The sequence below is a fragment of the Streptomyces sp. NPDC058371 genome (assembly GCF_042723265.1).
Taxonomy (GTDB): domain Bacteria; phylum Actinomycetota; class Actinomycetes; order Streptomycetales; family Streptomycetaceae; genus Streptomyces.
Genome location: NZ_JBHXJC010000005.1, coordinates 389,082 through 406,052 on the forward strand (window position 1 = coordinate 389,082; position 16,971 = coordinate 406,052).

Genomic DNA, 16,971 nt, shown 5'->3' on the forward strand with positions numbered 1-16,971 from the left:
TTTTCCGTTCCGCTTGCCCGTGCCGGACCTGGGACGGAGTCTTTCGAGGAGTGAGATCGGGCACTCTCTGTGCCCGAACAGCGGGGCGGGCGGGCCCGTTCGGTGCCCGCCCGCCCTTCCTGCCGGTTCCGTCACCGCGTCAGTACGGCCAGATCGGCGGGTTCGTGGTGAAGTGGCCGCCCAGATGCGCGTGGTCCGGGTTGCCCGGGTCGAGGTCGCCCTGCTCGGCGATGAGCTTCTCGGCGTACCGCTCGGAGTCGTCCTGCGGCTCGTAGCCCAGCGCCCGGGCGGTGGAGAGGTCCCACCACAGCCGGGTGTTGGCGGACGAGCCGTAGACGACCGTGTGCCGGACGTCGTCGGCGGTCAGCGCGGCGTGGAAGAGGCGTGCGCCGTCCTCGGGGCTCATCCAGACGGAGAGCATGCGGACGCTGGTGGGTTCCGCGAAGCAGGAGCCGATGCGCACGGACACCGTCTCCAGGCCGTGCTTGTCCCAGTAGAACTGCGCGAGGTCCTCGCCGAACGACTTGGAGAGCCCGTAGAAGGTGTCCGGCCGGCGCGGGGTGTCGATGGGGATCAGCGCGCTCCGGTCGAAGGGTGCCTCGCCCCGGGGGCGCGGGGTGAAGCCCACCGCGTGGTTGGAGGACGCGAAGACGATCCGGCCCACGCCCTCCTCGCGCGCCGCCTCGTACAGGTGGTGGGTCCCCTCGATGTTCGCCTTGAGGATCTTCTCGAAGGAGGACTCCAGGGAGATGCCGGCGAGGTGGATGATCGCGTCGACGCCCCGCACCGCCTCGCGCAGCGCCGCCCGGTCGGCGAGGTCGGCGGTGATCGCGTCCGGCTCGCCCTCGATCGGCAGCAGGTCGAGAAGGCGCAGCTCGTAGCCGTACTTCGGCAGCAGGCCTCGCATCAGGGTGCCGAGTCCGCCGGCGGCGCCGGTGAGCAGAACGGTACGGGGAGCGGGCATCTTCGGGTCTCCTTGGATCGTCAGCCGATGCTCATGCGCATGCGTGTACAGCATTCACATCCATGGACACGCTAGGGATCATCGGTGCTCCGCGTCAAGTGTTGCGCGGAGGCCGGGAATCCGCCTCTGGGTAGCGTGTTTGCGCGCTTGACCGGCCCCAAGGTCGCGGCTTAGCGTGGACGCGTTCAGAAATATAGACGTGGATCAGAAACGTGCACCGTGATGGTGTGCGCGAGCGCCGGTGACGGCGCGGCGCGCCGCACGCCGTGCCTGTTCAGGGAGAGCCCGTGACGTCAGCCCCCCTCGCCGCTCGACTGCGTACCCCCAGCGGGCCGTTGTTCTTTCCCGTCACCGCGTACGGTCCCGACGGCTCCGTCGATCTCGATGTGTACCGGGAGCATGTGCGCCGTGGCGTCCAGGCCGGGGCCGCGGCGGTCTTCGCGTGCTGCGGCACCGGGGAGTTCCACGCGCTCACGCCCGAGGAGTTCGAGGCGTGCGTGCGCGCGGCCGTGGAGGAGACGGCGGGACGGGTTCCGGTGATCGCCGGCGCCGGGTACGGGACCGCGCTCGCCGTGCGCTACGCGCGGCTCGCCGAGGGCGCGGGGGCCGACGGGCTGCTCGCCATGCCGCCGTATCTCGTGGTGGCCGGGCAGGAGGGGCTGCTGCGGCACTACGCCGAGCTGGCGGGCGCCACCTCGCTCGACGTCATCGTGTACCAGCGGGACAACGCGGTGTTCACCCCCGAGTCGGTGGTCGAGCTGGCGCGCACCGAGGGGATCATCGGGTTCAAGGACGGGCTGGGCGATCTGGACCTGATGCAGCGGATCGTGAGCGCGGTGCGGTCCGAAGTGCCGGGCGACTTCCTGTACTTCAACGGCCTGCCGACCGCCGAGCTCACCGGTCTCGCCTACCGGGGCATCGGGATCACGCTGTACTCGTCCGCCGTCTTCTGCTTCGCGCCGGAGCTCGCGCTCGCCTTCCACCAGGCGCTGAACTCAGGCGACGACGTCACCGCGAACCGGCTGCTCGACGGGTTCTACCGGCCGTTCGTCGATCTGCGCGCCCAGGGACGCGGCTATGCCGTCTCGCTGGTCAAGGCGGGTGTACGGCTGCGGGGGCTCGACGTGGGTGAGGTCCGGCCGCCGCTGCACGAGCCCACCGAGGACCACATCAAGCAGCTCGCCGAGCTCCTCGAGCGGGGCTACGCGCTTCTCGAGGAGGGCCTGTGACGGCGCCGGAGGAGCGGTCCGGGGCGGCTGCGGTGCCGGTCGGGGCGTCCGCAGGGTCGGCCGGATCGTCCGCCGGGTCCGCCGGGTCGTCCGGAGGGCGGATGGCGGCGTCCGCCTTCGTCTACCCGTGGGACGTCAACGGCGACCCCGAGGCCCCGGCCCGGATCGCCGCGCTCGGCGTGCGGCAGGCCACGCTCGCCTCCGCCTACCACTCCACCCGTGCCCTGACCCCGCGGCATCCCCGCCACCGGATCATCACCGCCTCGCACGCCGCCGTGCTGCACCCGGTCGACGCCGAGCGCTGGGCCGGGCGCCGGCTCAGGCCGTACGCCGCCGGTGACTGGGCGCCCGGGGACGCCTACGGTGAGGCCGCCGCCGCCCTCGCGGAGACCGGCCTCGATGTGCACACCTGGGTCGTGCTCGCGCACAACTCCCGGATGGGGGAGGAGTTTCCGGACACCTCCGTCGTCAACGCCTACGGGGACCGCTATCCCTGGGCCCCGTGTATCGCCCAGCCCGACACGCACGCGTACCTCGTCGATCTGGCCGTCGAATCGGCGGTGCGGCCGGGCGCCGGGGGTACGGAGCTGGAGTCCCTCGGGTGGTACGGGCTCGCGCATCTGCACGCCCACGACAAGACCGCCGGGGTGGCGCTCGGGGACGCCGGGCAGTACCTGATGTCGCTCTGCTTCTGCCCCGCGTGCCGCGACGGCTATGCACAACATGGGCTGGACCCGGACGAGTTGAGGTCGGCCGTGCGGCGCGCCCTGGAGCCCGTGTGGCGGGGCGACGCCCCGGCCGGCGGCTGGGAGGCGGTGGAGAAACTCCTCGGGAGCGAGCCGGCGACGGCCACGCGCGCGTGGCGGGACTCCGCCGCGCGCTCGCTCCAGTCGGACGCCGTCACCGCGGTGCGTGCGGCCGCCCCGGACGGGTTCCGGATCCTGCTGCACGCGGACCCGGCGTCGTACCACTGCGGCGCCAACGCGGGCGTGGACCCCGAGCACATCCTGTCGGTCGCCGACGGTGTGGTCGTGCCGTGCGCCGGAGGGACGGGACTGCTGACACCCTTCGCGGAGCGGCGCGTCGAGGGCAGCGTGCTGGCGGCCAACTTCACCGTGGTGAGCGGGATGGGCGGCAGCCCCGCGACCCTCGGCGCGGACGCCGCGCGGGCGGCCGGGCTCGGTGCCACCGAACTGCGGCTGTATCACGCGGGGTTGGCGTCGGACGAGGACCTGTCGCTGGTGGCGGAGGCGCTCGCCCGGCTCGGCTGAGACCTCAGCAGCGGCACGGCGGTCACCAGCAGGGCCGGCCCGAGTACCAGCACCAGCGCCTGGTACGGGACCAGTTCGACCAGTCCGGCGCCCAGGGCCAGTCCGACCGCGTTCGGGGCGAACATCAGCGTGTTCGCCGTCGCCGTGACCCGGCCCAGCACGGCGTCCGGGGTCTCCCGCTGGACCGCGGTCAGGGCGGCGATCAGCACGCAGGGGAGACCCACGCCGGCCGCCGCGCTGCTGACGAGGGCCACGGCGTCTGACGGGATCGCGCGCAGAGCCACCGCCACGGCGGTGAGCGCGATGCCGCAGGCCGCGAAGCGGCGTTCGCCCAGGCGGCGCAACAGGGGCCCCGCGGCCAGGCCGACGGCCACCGAACCGGCGCCCTGGACCGCGTAGAGGAGCCCCACGTACGTGGGTGCGTGGCCGAGGCCGTCCACCACCGCGTAGATCGCCGCGCCGTTGACGCTCGCGAAGAACATCGTCGTGCCGCCCGCGACGACCAGCGGCCGCAGTGCCTTGTGACGCCACAGCCGGTGGGTGCCCTCGGCCATCCGCGCGCGCAGGCCCGCCGGGTCCGGGCGGGGTGCCGTCTCACGCACCCGCAGCAGGGCGTACATGCTCGCGGCCAGTACGAACGTGGCCGCGTCCAGCAGGGCGACCCGCGAGCCCCCGTACGCCGCGTACAGGCCCGCGCCGGCGAGCGGGGCGACCAGCTTCATGCCCTCGTTGGCCGTCATGCGCAGGCCGTTGAAATCGCCGAGCAGCCGTGTGTCGACCGCCGAGGCCACCAGGGCCGACTCCGCCGCGTCGTGGACCACGCCCGCCGCTCCGTACACGAGGAGTGCGGCGAAGAGGATCCACAGGGTGTCCGGCGAGTCGACGGCGAACAGCGGCAGCAGCAGGGCGGCCAGCCCCAGGTTCGTCCACACCAGCAGCGGTCTGCGGCGGACGCGGTCCGCGAACGTGCCCAGCAGCGGGCCGACCAGCGTCGGGGCCCAGAGCGCGAAGGTGCAGAGCGCGGCCAGACCGTTCGAGCCGGTCAGATCCTTGACCCAGATCCCGGAGACCAGCCACATCGCCGACGTGCCGAAGCCGGACACCACCACCGCGGTCAGGTACCACCCCGCGTTGCCGTCCCGCAGGACCCGCGTCACCGTCCATGTCGTCATGGCAGGTCATCGTGGGTCTAAGGCGCTGCCCAGGGGATCGGGCAGGTGCCCTAGAAATCGACGCCGGCACCGCGGTCGGCGCCCCGGACCGTGAGGACGGGGGCATTCCAGGCGGGTCCTCGGCAGCCCTCACCGCAGCAGCGGCAAAGCAGCCGGACGGACGGCGATGACTTTCGTGTGCGGTGCCGGTCTACCTGAGTGGCGAAGAACTCTGGACTCCTGAGGAGCAGCGGATGACTGACACGACTCTCGACCTCGGCCCGCAGGCCCTGGTGGTGGCGCGACTCGCGGCGGGGGTGACCGAGACGCAGCTCGGAGGCGCGACCCCTTGTCCGGACCTCGCGGTGCGCAACCTGCTGGGGCATCTGATCGGCCTGGCCACCGCCTTCCGGGACGCCGGGCGCAAGAACCTGGGACCCACCACGGACACCAGCCCGGACTCCGCGGTGCCGGACATCGGGTCCGGCTGGCGCGAGTCCCTGCCGAAGGCGCTGGACGAACTCGCCGAGGCCTGGCGCGATCCGGCGGCCTACACCGGCGAGACGCAGGCCGGCGGGGTGTTCCTGCCGGGCTCGGTCGCCGCCGCCGTCGCGGCCGACGAACTGGTCGTGCACGGCTGGGACCTGGCCCGGGCCACCGGTCAGGAGTACGAGCCGGATCCGGCCGCCCTCCAGGCGGCGCACGGGTTCCTCGCGGCCGTCGCCGAGGAACCGAACCGTGGCAACGGCCCCTTCGGACCGGTCGTCCCCGTACCGGAGGACGCGCCCCTGCTGGACCGCGTGATCGGCCTCAGTGGACGTGACCCGGGCTGGAAGGTGTAGGGGGACGGGCTGGACGGCGTTGGGGCACGGGGTGGTCGGCGGGGCGGGCGGCCGGGCCGCGGAGTGGCCGGCCCCTTTTGTCGGAAGCGTTGACGAATCGCGGGTGCGCTCCTAGGTTCATCGCGTCGTACTTCGTACGTCATATATGAGACGCGATATGCGAGATCCGAGAGGCGTGCATGACCTCCGTGCCCATCCCGATCCCGTCCCGTACGCAGTTCGTGCTGGAGGCGATCAAGCACCGCATCCTGACCGGGCAGTTGACGCCGGGGCAGGCCCTCGTCGAGACCGAGCTCGCCGCACAGTTCGGGGTGTCCAAGACACCCGTGCGGGAGGCGCTGAAGACCCTGGCCGGTACGGGACTGGTCGTGATGAACCAGTACAAGGGCGTCAGTGTGCGCATGGTGGACGCGGACATGGCGCGCGAGGTGTACGACGTGCGGCTGCTCCTGGAACCGGAGGCGCTGTGGCGGGCCGTGCACCGCGGAGCCTGCCTGGACGCGGCCCGCGACGCGCTCGACCGCTCCGACCGGGCGGCCGACAGCGCCCAACGCTCCCTCGCCAACCGCGAGTTCCACCGCGCCCTGTACGTGTCCTGCGGCAACCCGCTGCTCGGCCGGATGCTCGACGAGGTCCGCGACCAGGCCGCCCTGGTGTCGGCCGTCGCCTGGGCCGCCGATCCTTCCTGGGCGCGCGAGGCGGGCGAGCACCGGCAGATTCTGCGACTCGCCCTGGACGGTGATGCCGACGGGGCGGCTGAGGCGCTGCACGCGCACATCGCCTCGTTCGTGGAGCGGGCGTTTCCGGAGGGCGGGGAGGCGCGGGCTTTCCCCGGGGGCGGGGAGGTGCGGGCGCTCCCTGATGGGCGTGAGGCGCGGGCTTTCCCGGAGAGTGGGGAGGCGCGGGCTTTCCCCGGGGGCGGGGAGAAGCGGGCGTTCCCTGATGGCCGCGAGGCGCGGGCTTTCCCGGAGGGGCCGGGTTTCCCCGGGGGCGGGGAACACGGGGTACGGCCATGACCGCGGCCTACGAGACCCAGCGGGCGCCGCTCGCGGAGGTCGTCGCGATCCCCGTGACCCCGTTCGCGCAGGACGGCACGGTCGACCGCGCCGCCCACCGGGTCCTGCTGCGCCGGCTGCTCGACGGCGGCGTCCGCACCCTCACGCCGAACGGCAACACCGGCGAGTTCTACACCCTGACTCCCGAAGAGCGGTCGCTCGTCGCGGAGTTGACGCTGGAAGAGGCGGGGAACCGGGCGGTCGTCATGGTCGGGATCGGGCACGACGTGCCGACCGCCGTGGCCTCGGCGCGGCACGCCCGGCGGCACGGGGCGCGGTTGGTGATGGTCCATCAGCCCGTGCATCCGTATGTGTCGGACGGCGGTTGGCTCGACTACCACCGCGAGATCGCGGCGTCCGTGCCCGAGCTCGGAGTCGTCCCCTACCTCCGCAATCCGCTGCTCCCGGGCGCGCGGCTCGCGGAGCTGGCCGACGCCTGTCCGAACGTCATCGGCGTGAAGTACGCCGTGCCGGACGCCGCGCGGTTCGCCGCCTTCGCCCGGGACGCGGGGCTCGAACGGTTCGTGTGGGTCGCCGGACTCGCGGAGTCGTACGCGCCCTCGTACTTCTCCGCGGGCGCCACCGGATTCACCTCGGGGCTGGCGAACGTCGCCCCGTCCGTCTCGCTGGACATGATCGAAGCGCTGCGCTCCGGTGACTATCCGGCCGCCATGAAGATCTGGGAGCGGATCCGCCGTTTCGAGGAACTGCGGGCGGCCGACGGCTCCGCCAACAACGTGACCGTGGTCAAGGAGGCCCTCGCCTCCCTCGGGCTGTGCCGTCGTGACGTCCGCCCGCCGAGCAGTCCACTGTCCGAGTCCGCGCGGGCGGAAGTCGCCGCCCTCGCCGCGGGCTGGTCGACATGAAGCGCCCGGACGACCTCAGAAGCCATCAGTGGTACGGGACCGACGGGCTCCGCTCCTTCAGCCACCGGGCCCGGACGCGGCAGCTCGGCTATCTGCCCGAGGAGCACCTCGGCAAGCCCGTCATCGCGATCCTGAACACGTGGAGCGACATCAACCCCTGCCATGTGCACCTGCGGGAGCGCGCACAGGCCGTGAAGCGGGGGGTCTGGCAGGCCGGGGGCTTCCCGCTCGAGTTCCCGGTCTCCACGCTGAGCGAGACCTTCCAGAAGCCGACCCCGATGCTCTACCGCAACCTGCTCGCGATGGAGACCGAGGAACTGCTGCGGTCCTACCCCCTGGACGGCGCGGTGCTGCTGGGCGGCTGCGACAAGTCCACGCCCGCGCTGCTGATGGGCGCGGCCTCCGTCGACCTGCCGGCCGTCTTCGTGCCCGCCGGCCCCATGCTGCCCGGCCACTGGCGCAACGAAGTCCTCGGCTCCGGCACCGACATGTGGAAGTACTGGGACGACAAGCGGGCCGGGCTCATCGGGGACTGCGAGTTGTCCGAGCTGGAGAGCGGGCTCGCCCGGTCGCCCGGACACTGCATGACCATGGGTACGGCGTCCACGCTCACGGCTGCCGCCGAGGCGCTCGGCGTCACCGTGCCCGGCGCGTCCAGCATCCCCGCCGTCGACTCCGGGCACGACCGGATGGCCGCGGCCTCCGGCCTCCGGATCGTCGAACTCGTCCGCAGGGACCGGAAGTTGTCCGACATCCTCACGGCGGAGGCCTTCGAGGACGCCGTTACGACCGTCCTCGGCCTGGGCGGTTCGACCAACGCCGTGATCCATCTGATCGCCATGGCCGGCCGCGCCGGTGTCACGCTCACGCTCGACGACTTCGACCGGATCGCGCGGACCGTGCCGGTGCTCGCCAACGTCCGGCCCGGCGGTGGCCCCTACCTGATGGAGGACTTCCACTTCGCCGGCGGGCTGCCCGGGTTCCTGTCGCGGATCCCCGAACTGCTGCACCTGGACCGGCCGACGGCGTCGTACGACAGCATGCGTGAGCAGCTGGCGACCGCCCGGGTGCACAACGACGACGTCATCCGCACCCGTGACAACCCGGTCGCGGACGAGGGCGGCGTCGCCGTGCTGCGGGGCAACCTCTGCCCCGACGGCGCGGTCATCAAGCACATCGCCGCCGACCCGCAGCTGCTCAAGCACACCGGTCCCGCGGTCGTCTTCGACGACTACCGCACCCTGCAACGGACCATCAACGACCCCGGCCTGGGCATCACCGCCGACACCGTGCTGGTGCTGCGCAACGCCGGCCCCAAGGGCGGCCCGGGCATGCCCGAGTACGGGATGCTGCCCCTCCCCGATCACCTGTTGAAACAGGGCGTACGGGACATGGTGCGCATCTCCGACGCCCGGATGAGCGGCACGAGTTACGGCACCTGCGTGCTGCACGTGGCGCCGGAGTCGTACGTCGGCGGCCCCCTCGCGCTGGTGCGCACCGGCGACACCATCACCCTCGACGTCGAGGCTCGCTCGCTCCAACTCAACGTGGACGACGCCGAGTTGGCTCGCCGTAGAGCGGAGTGGACACCCCCGCCGGCGCGGTACGAGCGCGGGTACGGGGCGCTCTACAGCGAGCAGATCACCCAGGCGGACACGGGCTGCGACTTCGCGTTCCTGTCCCGACCGGGCGAGGTGCCGGACCCTTACGCGGGTTGAGCACCCCAGCTCCGGCTCGCCCCCCGGGGCCCTCAGCCCAGATGCCACAGGGCGTACGTCGCGGTGAGCAGGACGAGGCCGGCGAACACCATGAGCGCGCCCAGGAACCGCAGATAGCCGGGCGTCGCGAAAAGGTTGGACGGCCCGCCCAGACGACCTGCCGTCGCCCAGACCTGCTCATTCTTGCGCTGAATCCGCTCGGCCCGTCGGGTGGTGATCCCCCGCACGTCGAACGCCCAGTTCACCCCGCACCAGAGGGCGGCCAGGCCGCCGAGCAGGAAGACGGCGAGGACGACCGGCGAGGTGTCGCTCGACCCAGCGGCGAGGACGAACCCTTCAGACAACTTCAGATCCTTTCGTAGGTACGGCGACGGGAGTATCCCACTTCACCTCCGGGCCGAGGCCGGCACGGTGATCGCCGAGGGGCTCGGCGACGGCTTTCTGCATCAGGCGCCTGCGCCGGTTCCGCTTCCGCCGTCTCCGACGCCGTACCAGTCCTGGCGGAAGTCGGTCAGTTGGTACTTGATGACGGTGACGCGTGGGTCATTGGGCATCGTCTCGAGCTGAGCCAGGAGAGAGTCCAACTCGCTGAGGAGACCCGCGTCACCGTCTTGCACCATGCAGATCTTGGGGGACTCGACGTGGGCGAACGCAACCCGGCCTCACGTCAATGACCGCCCTTCTGATCGCGTCACGACAAGAGTGGACGAAATGCCGCCAAGGAGGCCTCGTAGCCGGATGCGGCCGGGTCTTCGGAGGGGAGCCTGCGGGACAGGGATTCGGCCGCACTCAGAACCGCTGATGCGAGTTCTTGAGGTGCCGTGCGGGCGATGACTCCGTCCTCGCCGGCGACCGAAAGTCCGTCCTTGGTGCGTCGAAAGACGAGGTTGAAGGAGGTGTCGACACCAGTGAAGGCCAGCGTTCCGGCATTGCCGCAGAGAAATGCACCGAGACTGTCCAGCAGCTGCGTCACCGAGAGATAGATCATCATGCGGTTGGTCAGGAGCATGGTCGGCGGAATCGGCCGTACCGAGATCCCCGGTGACGAACATGTCCCCCAGGTCGAAGCCGCTGGGGGCGCCTTGGCCGGGGCGGACGGCGAATTGCACAGTGATCACGGGGCGCTGCTCTTTCCCATCGGGAAGAAGGTGATGACGCAGCTTCCGTTGTCCGGAACCAGTCGACGCTTCCGAAGTTCTCGGCCAGTAGTCCCTCGTGGGCGTCATGGTCGCCGTTCCTCGTTGTCCAGCCGCGTCATGACATGGGCCACCCGGTCCCGCAGCTCCTCGTCCGTCAGGTCGTCCTCGTCCCGGAGCGAGGGGTCGATGCTGTAGTCCTCCAGTGCGTAGAAGACCTCGTCCAGCGCCGTGGTGAGCGCGTCTCCCAGCCGCTCACCTGCGTTCATCGCGCGCCGTCGCTCGTCCAGCCACTGTCTGGCGAACGAGGGACCTTCGACCGCGCCGGCAGCCAGTTGTCGCATGAGCTCCAGTTGGTGACCGTGATGGCTGGTGGCGGGAACATCCTGCGGGGTCTTCCACGTCTTGGTGAGGGGACGGAACTCGCCGGCCACGGCGGTGAGGGCCGTAGTCCCTGCCCCGGACCGTGCTTTGCGCGCATACCTCTGGAATTCTGTTTTCGCCTGGTCCGTCCCTTCGGGTACGGCGCCCCTGACAAACTCCTGCGTCCCTGCCACCAGCGCGTATCCGGGCCGGAGAAGCAGCGCCCCGCGAAAGTTGTCGGCGACCAACAGCAGTCCGGAACGGTCCTCCTGCCGGCTGCCGAGGTCGAGAAGGGCCTCCGTGCTGAGGAGGGACTCGGAAGCGGTCGTATCGCCGAGCCCCGGGTCGATCGGGACCACGAGGATTCCCTCCGCACCGGACTCCCGGGCGCCTGCTACCGCACGCTGGGCGATGATGCGACTAAGCCCCGTATGGGAGGGGAGGGGGGCCATGTGCGTCGCGCCGGTCGACCTCAGCCAGTCACTCCTGAAGTCGCCGGAGGGCGACAGGACCGCGTCGGTCACATCACGGTTCTTCTTGCTCACCATTGCACCTCTACGTCAGGAAGCCCTTGTCGATAATGCTCTGGAACTGTTTGTCGCCCAGTTTCCAGGCCGACCAGAACTTACCGTCGCTGTGAAGCATGACCATCTTCTTCGTCGCAGGATCGATGAACCCGACAGCCGGCCCCTGACCTCGGTAGTCGAACCGGTAGACCTTGGTGTCAGGCGCGAGTATGTGGTTTCGCATGTTCTGCTGGAATTGCCCCATCGTCTGTTTGTTCCGGTTTCCGGTGACTCCGAAGTCACCCGCGTGGCTGTCGTACTTCTTACTCATCACTTTCTGACTGCTGAAGTCGGCCTTCTGCTCCCACTGCGCCTTGGCACAGGGCGCGAGCCCCAGCGGGTCCGTCCAGGACAGGGGGTTGTCAACATACGAGTCGGGATTGGGTGCCGGCTCCAAGCCGAGGGGATCGGAGGTCAGGTACCGGCCCGTCTCCGGGTCGTAGTAGCGGAAGTAGTTGTAATGCAGCCCGGTTTCGTGGTCGGCGTACTGGCCTGGAAAGCGGAGTGGGCACGACACGGACTCCGTGTCGTGCGCAGGGCCCGGGGTGTCGTTGCCCCAGAGGCTGGTCCGGCGCTGCCAGGCCACATCCCCGTCAGCGTCAACCAGTTCGGCTGGTGTACCCACGGCATCGGTGATGATCGCGTGGAAGCGGAAATCGGACTCCGTGGCCGTTTCCGCGGCCAGTTGGGCGAGGAATGAGGTACCTGCAGCGCGGACCGCCGGCCTGTGGTCCGTCTGTGTGAGGGGGCGGTGGCTGCCGGGAGCGTACTCCCAGGTGGTGACCCGGCCGTCCGGTCCGGCCTGTTCGGCCAGGCGGGTGTCGTCCCAGGTGAAGTCGGTCCGGTCGGCGGCCGAACCGTCCTCGGCCAGCCGGTACTTGGACATGCGGCGGCCGAGGGGGTCGTACGTGTATTGCCAGCGGTGGCCGTCCGGCGTGACAACCTCCGTCAGCCGGTCATCGGCGTTCCAGGCATACGTCCATGTCTGACGCTTCCCGTTGAGGAGTTTGCGAGCCCGGCGGACGAGGCGCCCCTCGGCGTCGTGCTCGTACGTTGTATGGCCGGCACGGCGCAGGAGCGTCCCCTCGAACTCGCGATCACCGGGTGTGCGAAGGGCCGGAGCGGAGGCGTTCGTGAGGTTGCCCGACGCGTCGTAGGCGTAGGTCTCGGTCCAGCCGTGGGCACGTACGCCGGTGACGCGGCCCGTGCCGTCCAGGTCGAAGCGCCGGGTGCCCGAGGTGAGTTCGCGGATCTCGGTGACGTAGCCGTCGGCGCGATGGGCATAGCTGCGGTGCTGGAGGAGGCGGTCGTCTTCCGCTCCGGCGGACGTCGAGGTCAGGGACTGCACGACGAGGCGGTCGGTCGCGTCCCAGCTCTGGGCGAGGGTGACCCCGTCACTCACACGGCGCCGGATCTCGCGCCCCACCGCGTCGTAGGAGAAGGTCAACGATCCCGCGTCGGAACGGAGTTCGGTCGCTCGACCCCGTGCGTCGTACGTCGTACGTGAGGTCAGCCCGGAGGGCGTCGTCCGCCGCGTGCACTGGCCGAGCGAGTCGTACGCATAGGTGGTGGTGCGCCCGTTGATACTCTCCGCGAGGGTACGTCCCAGCACGTCCCGCTCGAGGACCAGGTCGGCGTGCGCGCCGATGGCGCGTGCCAGGCGTCCGCCGGCGTCGTATGCGTAGGTGGTCACCTCTTCCGCGTCACTCCGCTGCTCCACAACCCGCCCCAGCGTGTCCCGCGTGAAGTGCAGCGTCTCGCCAGCGCCGTTGGTCCGGGATACCAGCCCCCCGGCCGCGTCATGCGTATACGACAGCGTGCGGCCGTTGAAGTCCGTCTCCGCGATCAGCCGCCCGGCCTCGTCATAGGCATACGACCAGGTCAGGCCCAGCGGGTTGGTGACGCCTGTCAGACGCAGCTCGGTGTCGTAGGCGAAGGCGTAGGTGGTGCCGTCCGGGTCGGTGCGGGTGGCGGTGACATCGAAGGGGGCGGCGGTGTGGTGCGTGGTGTTGCCAGCCGGGTCGGTGTGGGTGAGGAGGTTGCCCTCGGCGTCCCAGGTCCAGGATTCGCGCGTGCCGTCGGCCTGCTCGCGCCAGGCGGGCTTGCCCTCGGCTGTCCAGCCCATCCTGGTCGTGTGGCCCAGTGGGTCGGTGGCCTTTACGACGCGGCCGAATGCATCTCGGCGCACCGACGTCGTGTGGCCCAGTTCGTCGGTCAGGGCGACGGGCAGTCCGGCCGCGTCGAAGGCCGTCATGCGGGTGTGGCCGAGCGCGTCCGTGACAGATGTCGGACGGCCCGACTCGTCGTATGCGTAACGGGTTTCGGCGCCGGTCGGGGCGACTGTCGTGAGCAGATTGCCGCGCTCGTCATAGGAGTGCCGCCAGACGGCTCCACCCGGCTCGGCCACCTCGGTCGGCAGCCCGAGCCCGTTGTACGTCGCCCGCGCCACCGACCCGTCCGGCAGGGTGACTTCCGTCAGGTTCCCGGCGTCGTCATAGGCGTAGCGAGTGGTGCGGTCCAGTGGATCGGTGACGGCGAGGGGTTTGGCACCGTGCTCGTCCCACTCGGTGCTCGTGGTGTGCCCCAGCGGGTCCGTCTCCTCGACGACCAGACCCGCGGAGTTGTAGCGGTGGCTGGAGACGCGGCCGAGCGAATCGGTGTACGTCGTCGTGGACATCCCGTCGTCGTACGTCAGCGTGCCCGACAGGATGCCGTCGACGCCCTCGGTACGTACGACCCGGCCGCGCTCGTCGTAGATGTACGAGAACCACGTCCCGTTCCGGTCCGTCCAGCGGGTCATCCGGCCCTGGCCGTCGTACGTGAAACGCAGTGGCTCGTCAGAGGAGTTGATGACCTCGGTGAGGTTGCCGGAGGTGTCGTAGGCGTAGCGCATGACGACGGTGCCGTTCCCGAGCGGGCCCCCCGGGCCGTAGCGGGAGGGAGCCTCGTCGAGGAGGCGCAGGGCCGTGATGCGCGGGCCCTGCGTGTCGACGGCCACGTAGTAGCCGCCCGAGTGCCGGATGCCGAACGGCACCCCTTCGTCGTCGCGTTCGATGTCGATCCGGGCGCCGTTGCGGTCGCTCCAGGAGTCCAGTGGGAGGTGGACGACACCGAACGAGCCCGAGGAGAAGGGCGTGCTGAAGGTGCGTACGACACCGGAGCCGGGGTCGGTGATCGTCATGACGCCGTCCGGCTTGCCGTCCCAGTGCAGGGGCCAGCGGGCGCCCGTCACGGGGAGTATGGCCACGTCCGGTTCCGGCACCGGATAGACGAGCCGCATTCCGTCCGCCGCCGCGAAGACGACGCCTTCGCCGTCGATCTGCACGCACTCGTCGAGTGTCGAGATCCAGGTGGGACCGAAGCAGACACCGCCCCGGTAGGAGGACAGGTGGGTGCGCTGGAAGAGGAGCGGAAGGGAAGCGGGCAGGGCCAGGTCCGTCTGCGTCATCAGCATGGCGCCGGTCGCCACGTCGATCGGCTCGCCCACGCACGGAGTGCGCTCGGCATTGCGGGCCGCCGGGCCCAGTTCCACCAGGTCGGGGCGGAGCGACGGCGGCCGCAGCATGAGCGGGACCGTGTCGCTGAACGCGCCTTCCACGCCTGCCTTGACCACTCCGCTGCCTGCGCCGAGGGCGCCGCCGAAGATCATGCCGTCCTTGGCGGCTTGGTTGATCTCGTCCAGACTCAGGCCCTGCTGCAGGCCGGTGACCATCTTCAACGGCTGGGCCACCGCGAGGTCGACGGTGACCGACTCGACCCCGCCGAAGGCCGCGGCGACGAGGGTGCCGGCCGCTATCTCGGCGACGGTGGTGGAGACGGCGACGCCCAGGCCGGCTCCGAGTTCGATGATGACGTCGGCGGCCGCGACGGCGGCGCCGGAGGCGAGGCCTGCCGTGAAGAAGGCCAGTGCCACTCCGCCCGCGATCACCGCGGCGTCGATGGCTATCTGCGTCCAGAGCTTGTGGACGGCGTCATCGATCGCGTCGGCGAACTTCTCCAGCGCCTTGGCCATTTCGCGGGCCGAGTCGGCGAGGTCGCTCAGCCAGCCGCTGTCCTTGCCCTTGGCGTAGCGGTTCCAGAATTTCTCGAACGCCTCGATCGATTCACCGGAGTTGTGGTGGATGATCGAGGAGGCGGAGCGGTGCACGGGAGCCCGTACGTCGTCGACCGAACCGGCGAAGGTCCGCCACGCCGTCGCCGCTTCCCGCAGCTTGTCGGCGTCGGCGTCCGGCCACCACAGACCCAGCTTCAGCAGGATCTTCTTGGCCTCGTCCTCAACGCTCACCGGCACCGTCGCTCTGCTTGTCGCCGCTCTTGCCGTCGACCTTCACCTCGGTGAACATCCCGGCGATCAACTGGTCGTTGTCCACGTGCCCGTCCGCCATGTCGACCATCGCCTCATGAATGCTCGTGAGGCCGAGCACGAGCGTGCCCGCCGCGCTCTCGATCTTCTTCTGGAGCGGCGAGTACGACGTGCCGAACTGCTTGCCCTGTTCGTCGTCGCCCCAGGGCTTGCCCAGGTTGTCCAGGGTGGTGACGAGCGTGGTGAGTGCCGTGCTCAGGTTCTTGGCGCCTTCGTGGAAGTCCGGTGCCGACCGCTTCAGGTCGGCGGTCTTGATGTCCAGGACCTTGCCGTCGTCGCTGCCGTCACCCATGGCCCGCCTCCCCGTTCGAACACACGAGCCACGACCCTAGGGGAGGCGGTTAAAGGGGAGGTCATCCCGGGCTCATGGGCGGGCAATGCGGGGGCGGTTGGCCGGTCCCTGGATCGCGTATCGATCGGATAAAGCCTCTCGCGCGAGAGTGCGTGATGCGCGTAGACATTCCCTGGCCTGGTACGGAACGACTTGGTACCCAACTCACCCCAGATCCGGAGAATCCATGCGGAAGTCCCTCAGAGCGGCCGCCGTCGGCACCGCCTGTGCCATCGCCGGCGTCGCCCTGTACGGCACCGGCGCGGCCACCGCCGGCCAGACGACGGCGAAGACGACGGCGGAGCCCCACAACATCGGGCTCCTCGTCCAGGAGATCGACTCCTACTACGGCACGAAGGCCGACAGCTCCGGCGTGTACCAGGCGTCCAAGGACAGCCCGTACGCCAAGGACCTGGCGCGCATCGAAGCCGATGCCAAGAAGTACATCAAGCGCGCGGCCGCCCAGGCCGAGCACCGGCACGAGAAGCCGGCGGTCGTCTTCGACATCGACGACACGCTGCTGCTCTCCCTCGACTACGAGAAGAAGACCAACTACACGTACAACTCCACCACTTGGGCCGAGTACGTGGCCAAGGCGGACCGTCCGGCCGTCTTCGGCACCCCCGAACTCGTCGCGTACGCCGAGTCCAAGGGTGTCGAGGTCTTCTACAACTCCGGTCTCAAGGAGTCGCAGCGCTCCGCCGCTGTCGAGAACCTGAAGAAGGTCGGCGCCGACATCAACCTCGACGCCGACCACGTGTTCCTCAAGGACGCGGCCAACCCGCCGGCGTATCTGAGCGCCTGCGCCACGGCCGCCGCCTGGACCTGCACGACCGTGCAGTACAAGTCCGGTACCCGCAAGCACATCGAGTCCCTCGGGTACGAGATCGTCGCCAACTTCGGCGACCAGTACTCCGACCTCGAAGGGGGCTACGCCGACAAGACGTACAAGCTCCCGAACCCCACGTACTACGTGAGCTAGCCGGTGGTCATGGGTCGGTCCGCACGGGGCGGACCGGCCCGTCCGCATGTCGATGGACGTGTGCGGGGCTCAGGACGGCACGGCATCCGGGCAGCCGATCTTGATTCCGTAACACGGAGAAAACCTGAAACCGG

General features: G+C 70.1%; 13 protein-coding genes and 1 pseudogene. 7 read left to right on the forward strand and 7 right to left on the reverse strand.

Translation table 11 applies throughout. The annotated features are described in order from the left end of the window. Positions 1 to 139 precede the first annotated feature (139 nt). Positions 140 to 964, reverse strand: a complete 825-nt coding sequence (locus ACFWM2_RS19055; protein WP_383280726.1) for an NAD-dependent epimerase/dehydratase family protein — start codon at positions 962 to 964, stop codon at positions 140 to 142. A gap of 287 nt (positions 965 to 1,251) precedes the next feature. Between ACFWM2_RS19055 and ACFWM2_RS19060 the strand changes: the two genes are divergently transcribed. Both ACFWM2_RS19060 and ACFWM2_RS19065 read left to right on the forward strand, forming a co-directional pair. After that, on the forward strand, positions 1,252 to 2,193 hold the full coding sequence (locus ACFWM2_RS19060) for a 5-dehydro-4-deoxyglucarate dehydratase (RefSeq protein WP_383280729.1): 942 nt from the start codon (positions 1,252 to 1,254) through the stop codon (positions 2,191 to 2,193). Between the two features lie 101 nt (positions 2,194 to 2,294). After that, positions 2,295 to 3,464, forward strand: coding sequence for a hypothetical protein (locus tag ACFWM2_RS19065; protein WP_383280731.1), 1,170 nt, complete (start codon positions 2,295 to 2,297; stop codon positions 3,462 to 3,464). Here the strand turns inward: ACFWM2_RS19065 and ACFWM2_RS19070 are convergent. Continuing rightward, positions 3,398 to 4,636, reverse strand: coding sequence for an MFS transporter (locus ACFWM2_RS19070; protein WP_383280734.1), 1,239 nt, complete (start codon positions 4,634 to 4,636; stop codon positions 3,398 to 3,400). The two genes, ACFWM2_RS19065 and ACFWM2_RS19070, sit on opposite strands and share 67 nt — an antisense overlap. 233 nt (positions 4,637 to 4,869) lie before the next feature. Between ACFWM2_RS19070 and ACFWM2_RS19075 the strand changes: the two genes are divergently transcribed. From ACFWM2_RS19075 to araD, 4 genes and pseudogenes are all read left to right on the forward strand, one after another. Continuing rightward, on the forward strand, positions 4,870 to 5,457 hold the full coding sequence (locus ACFWM2_RS19075) for a TIGR03086 family metal-binding protein (protein WP_383280737.1): 588 nt from the start codon (positions 4,870 to 4,872) through the stop codon (positions 5,455 to 5,457). Between the two features lie 179 nt (positions 5,458 to 5,636). Further along, positions 5,637 to 6,272: pseudogene (locus ACFWM2_RS19080) on the forward strand (GntR family transcriptional regulator); the annotation flags it as partial. A gap of 197 nt (positions 6,273 to 6,469) precedes the next feature. Beyond that, a complete protein-coding gene (locus ACFWM2_RS19085; RefSeq protein ID WP_383280740.1) occupies positions 6,470 to 7,378 on the forward strand; it encodes a dihydrodipicolinate synthase family protein in 909 nt (302 codons plus the stop codon). Further along, a complete protein-coding gene (araD, locus tag ACFWM2_RS19090; RefSeq protein ID WP_383280743.1) occupies positions 7,375 to 9,096 on the forward strand; it encodes an L-arabinonate dehydratase in 1,722 nt (573 codons plus the stop codon). The genes ACFWM2_RS19085 and araD overlap by 4 nt, the downstream gene beginning before the upstream one ends. 32 nt (positions 9,097 to 9,128) lie before the next feature. Here araD and ACFWM2_RS19095 read toward each other — a convergent pair whose 3' ends face one another. The 5 genes from ACFWM2_RS19095 to ACFWM2_RS19115 all read right to left on the reverse strand — a co-directional run bounded on the left by ACFWM2_RS19095 (position 9,129) and on the right by ACFWM2_RS19115 (position 15,816). After that, on the reverse strand, positions 9,129 to 9,440 hold the full coding sequence (locus ACFWM2_RS19095) for a hypothetical protein (RefSeq protein WP_383280746.1): 312 nt from the start codon (positions 9,438 to 9,440) through the stop codon (positions 9,129 to 9,131). A gap of 347 nt (positions 9,441 to 9,787) precedes the next feature. Next, positions 9,788 to 10,105: a hypothetical protein gene (locus tag ACFWM2_RS19100; RefSeq protein ID WP_383280749.1), complete on the reverse strand. Its 318-nt coding sequence runs from the start codon at positions 10,103 to 10,105 to the stop codon at positions 9,788 to 9,790. Positions 10,106 to 10,318: 213 nt separating this feature from the next. Beyond that, a complete protein-coding gene (locus ACFWM2_RS19105) occupies positions 10,319 to 11,143 on the reverse strand; it encodes a hypothetical protein (protein ID WP_383280752.1) in 825 nt (274 codons plus the stop codon). 7 nt (positions 11,144 to 11,150) lie between these two features. Continuing rightward, complete coding sequence (locus ACFWM2_RS19110; protein ID WP_383280754.1) at positions 11,151 to 15,446, reverse strand: RHS repeat-associated core domain-containing protein; 4,296 nt, start codon at positions 15,444 to 15,446, stop codon at positions 11,151 to 11,153. Further along, positions 15,436 to 15,816: a hypothetical protein gene (locus tag ACFWM2_RS19115; protein WP_383280757.1), complete on the reverse strand. Its 381-nt coding sequence runs from the start codon at positions 15,814 to 15,816 to the stop codon at positions 15,436 to 15,438. Before ACFWM2_RS19115 ends, ACFWM2_RS19110 begins: the two co-directional genes overlap by 11 nt. 226 nt (positions 15,817 to 16,042) lie before the next feature. Here ACFWM2_RS19115 and ACFWM2_RS19120 point away from each other — a divergent pair, with 226 nt between their 5' ends. After that, entirely contained in the window at positions 16,043 to 16,837 is a 795-nt protein-coding gene (locus ACFWM2_RS19120) for an HAD family acid phosphatase (RefSeq protein ID WP_383280760.1), read from the forward strand. Positions 16,838 to 16,971: the final 134 nt, after the last annotated feature.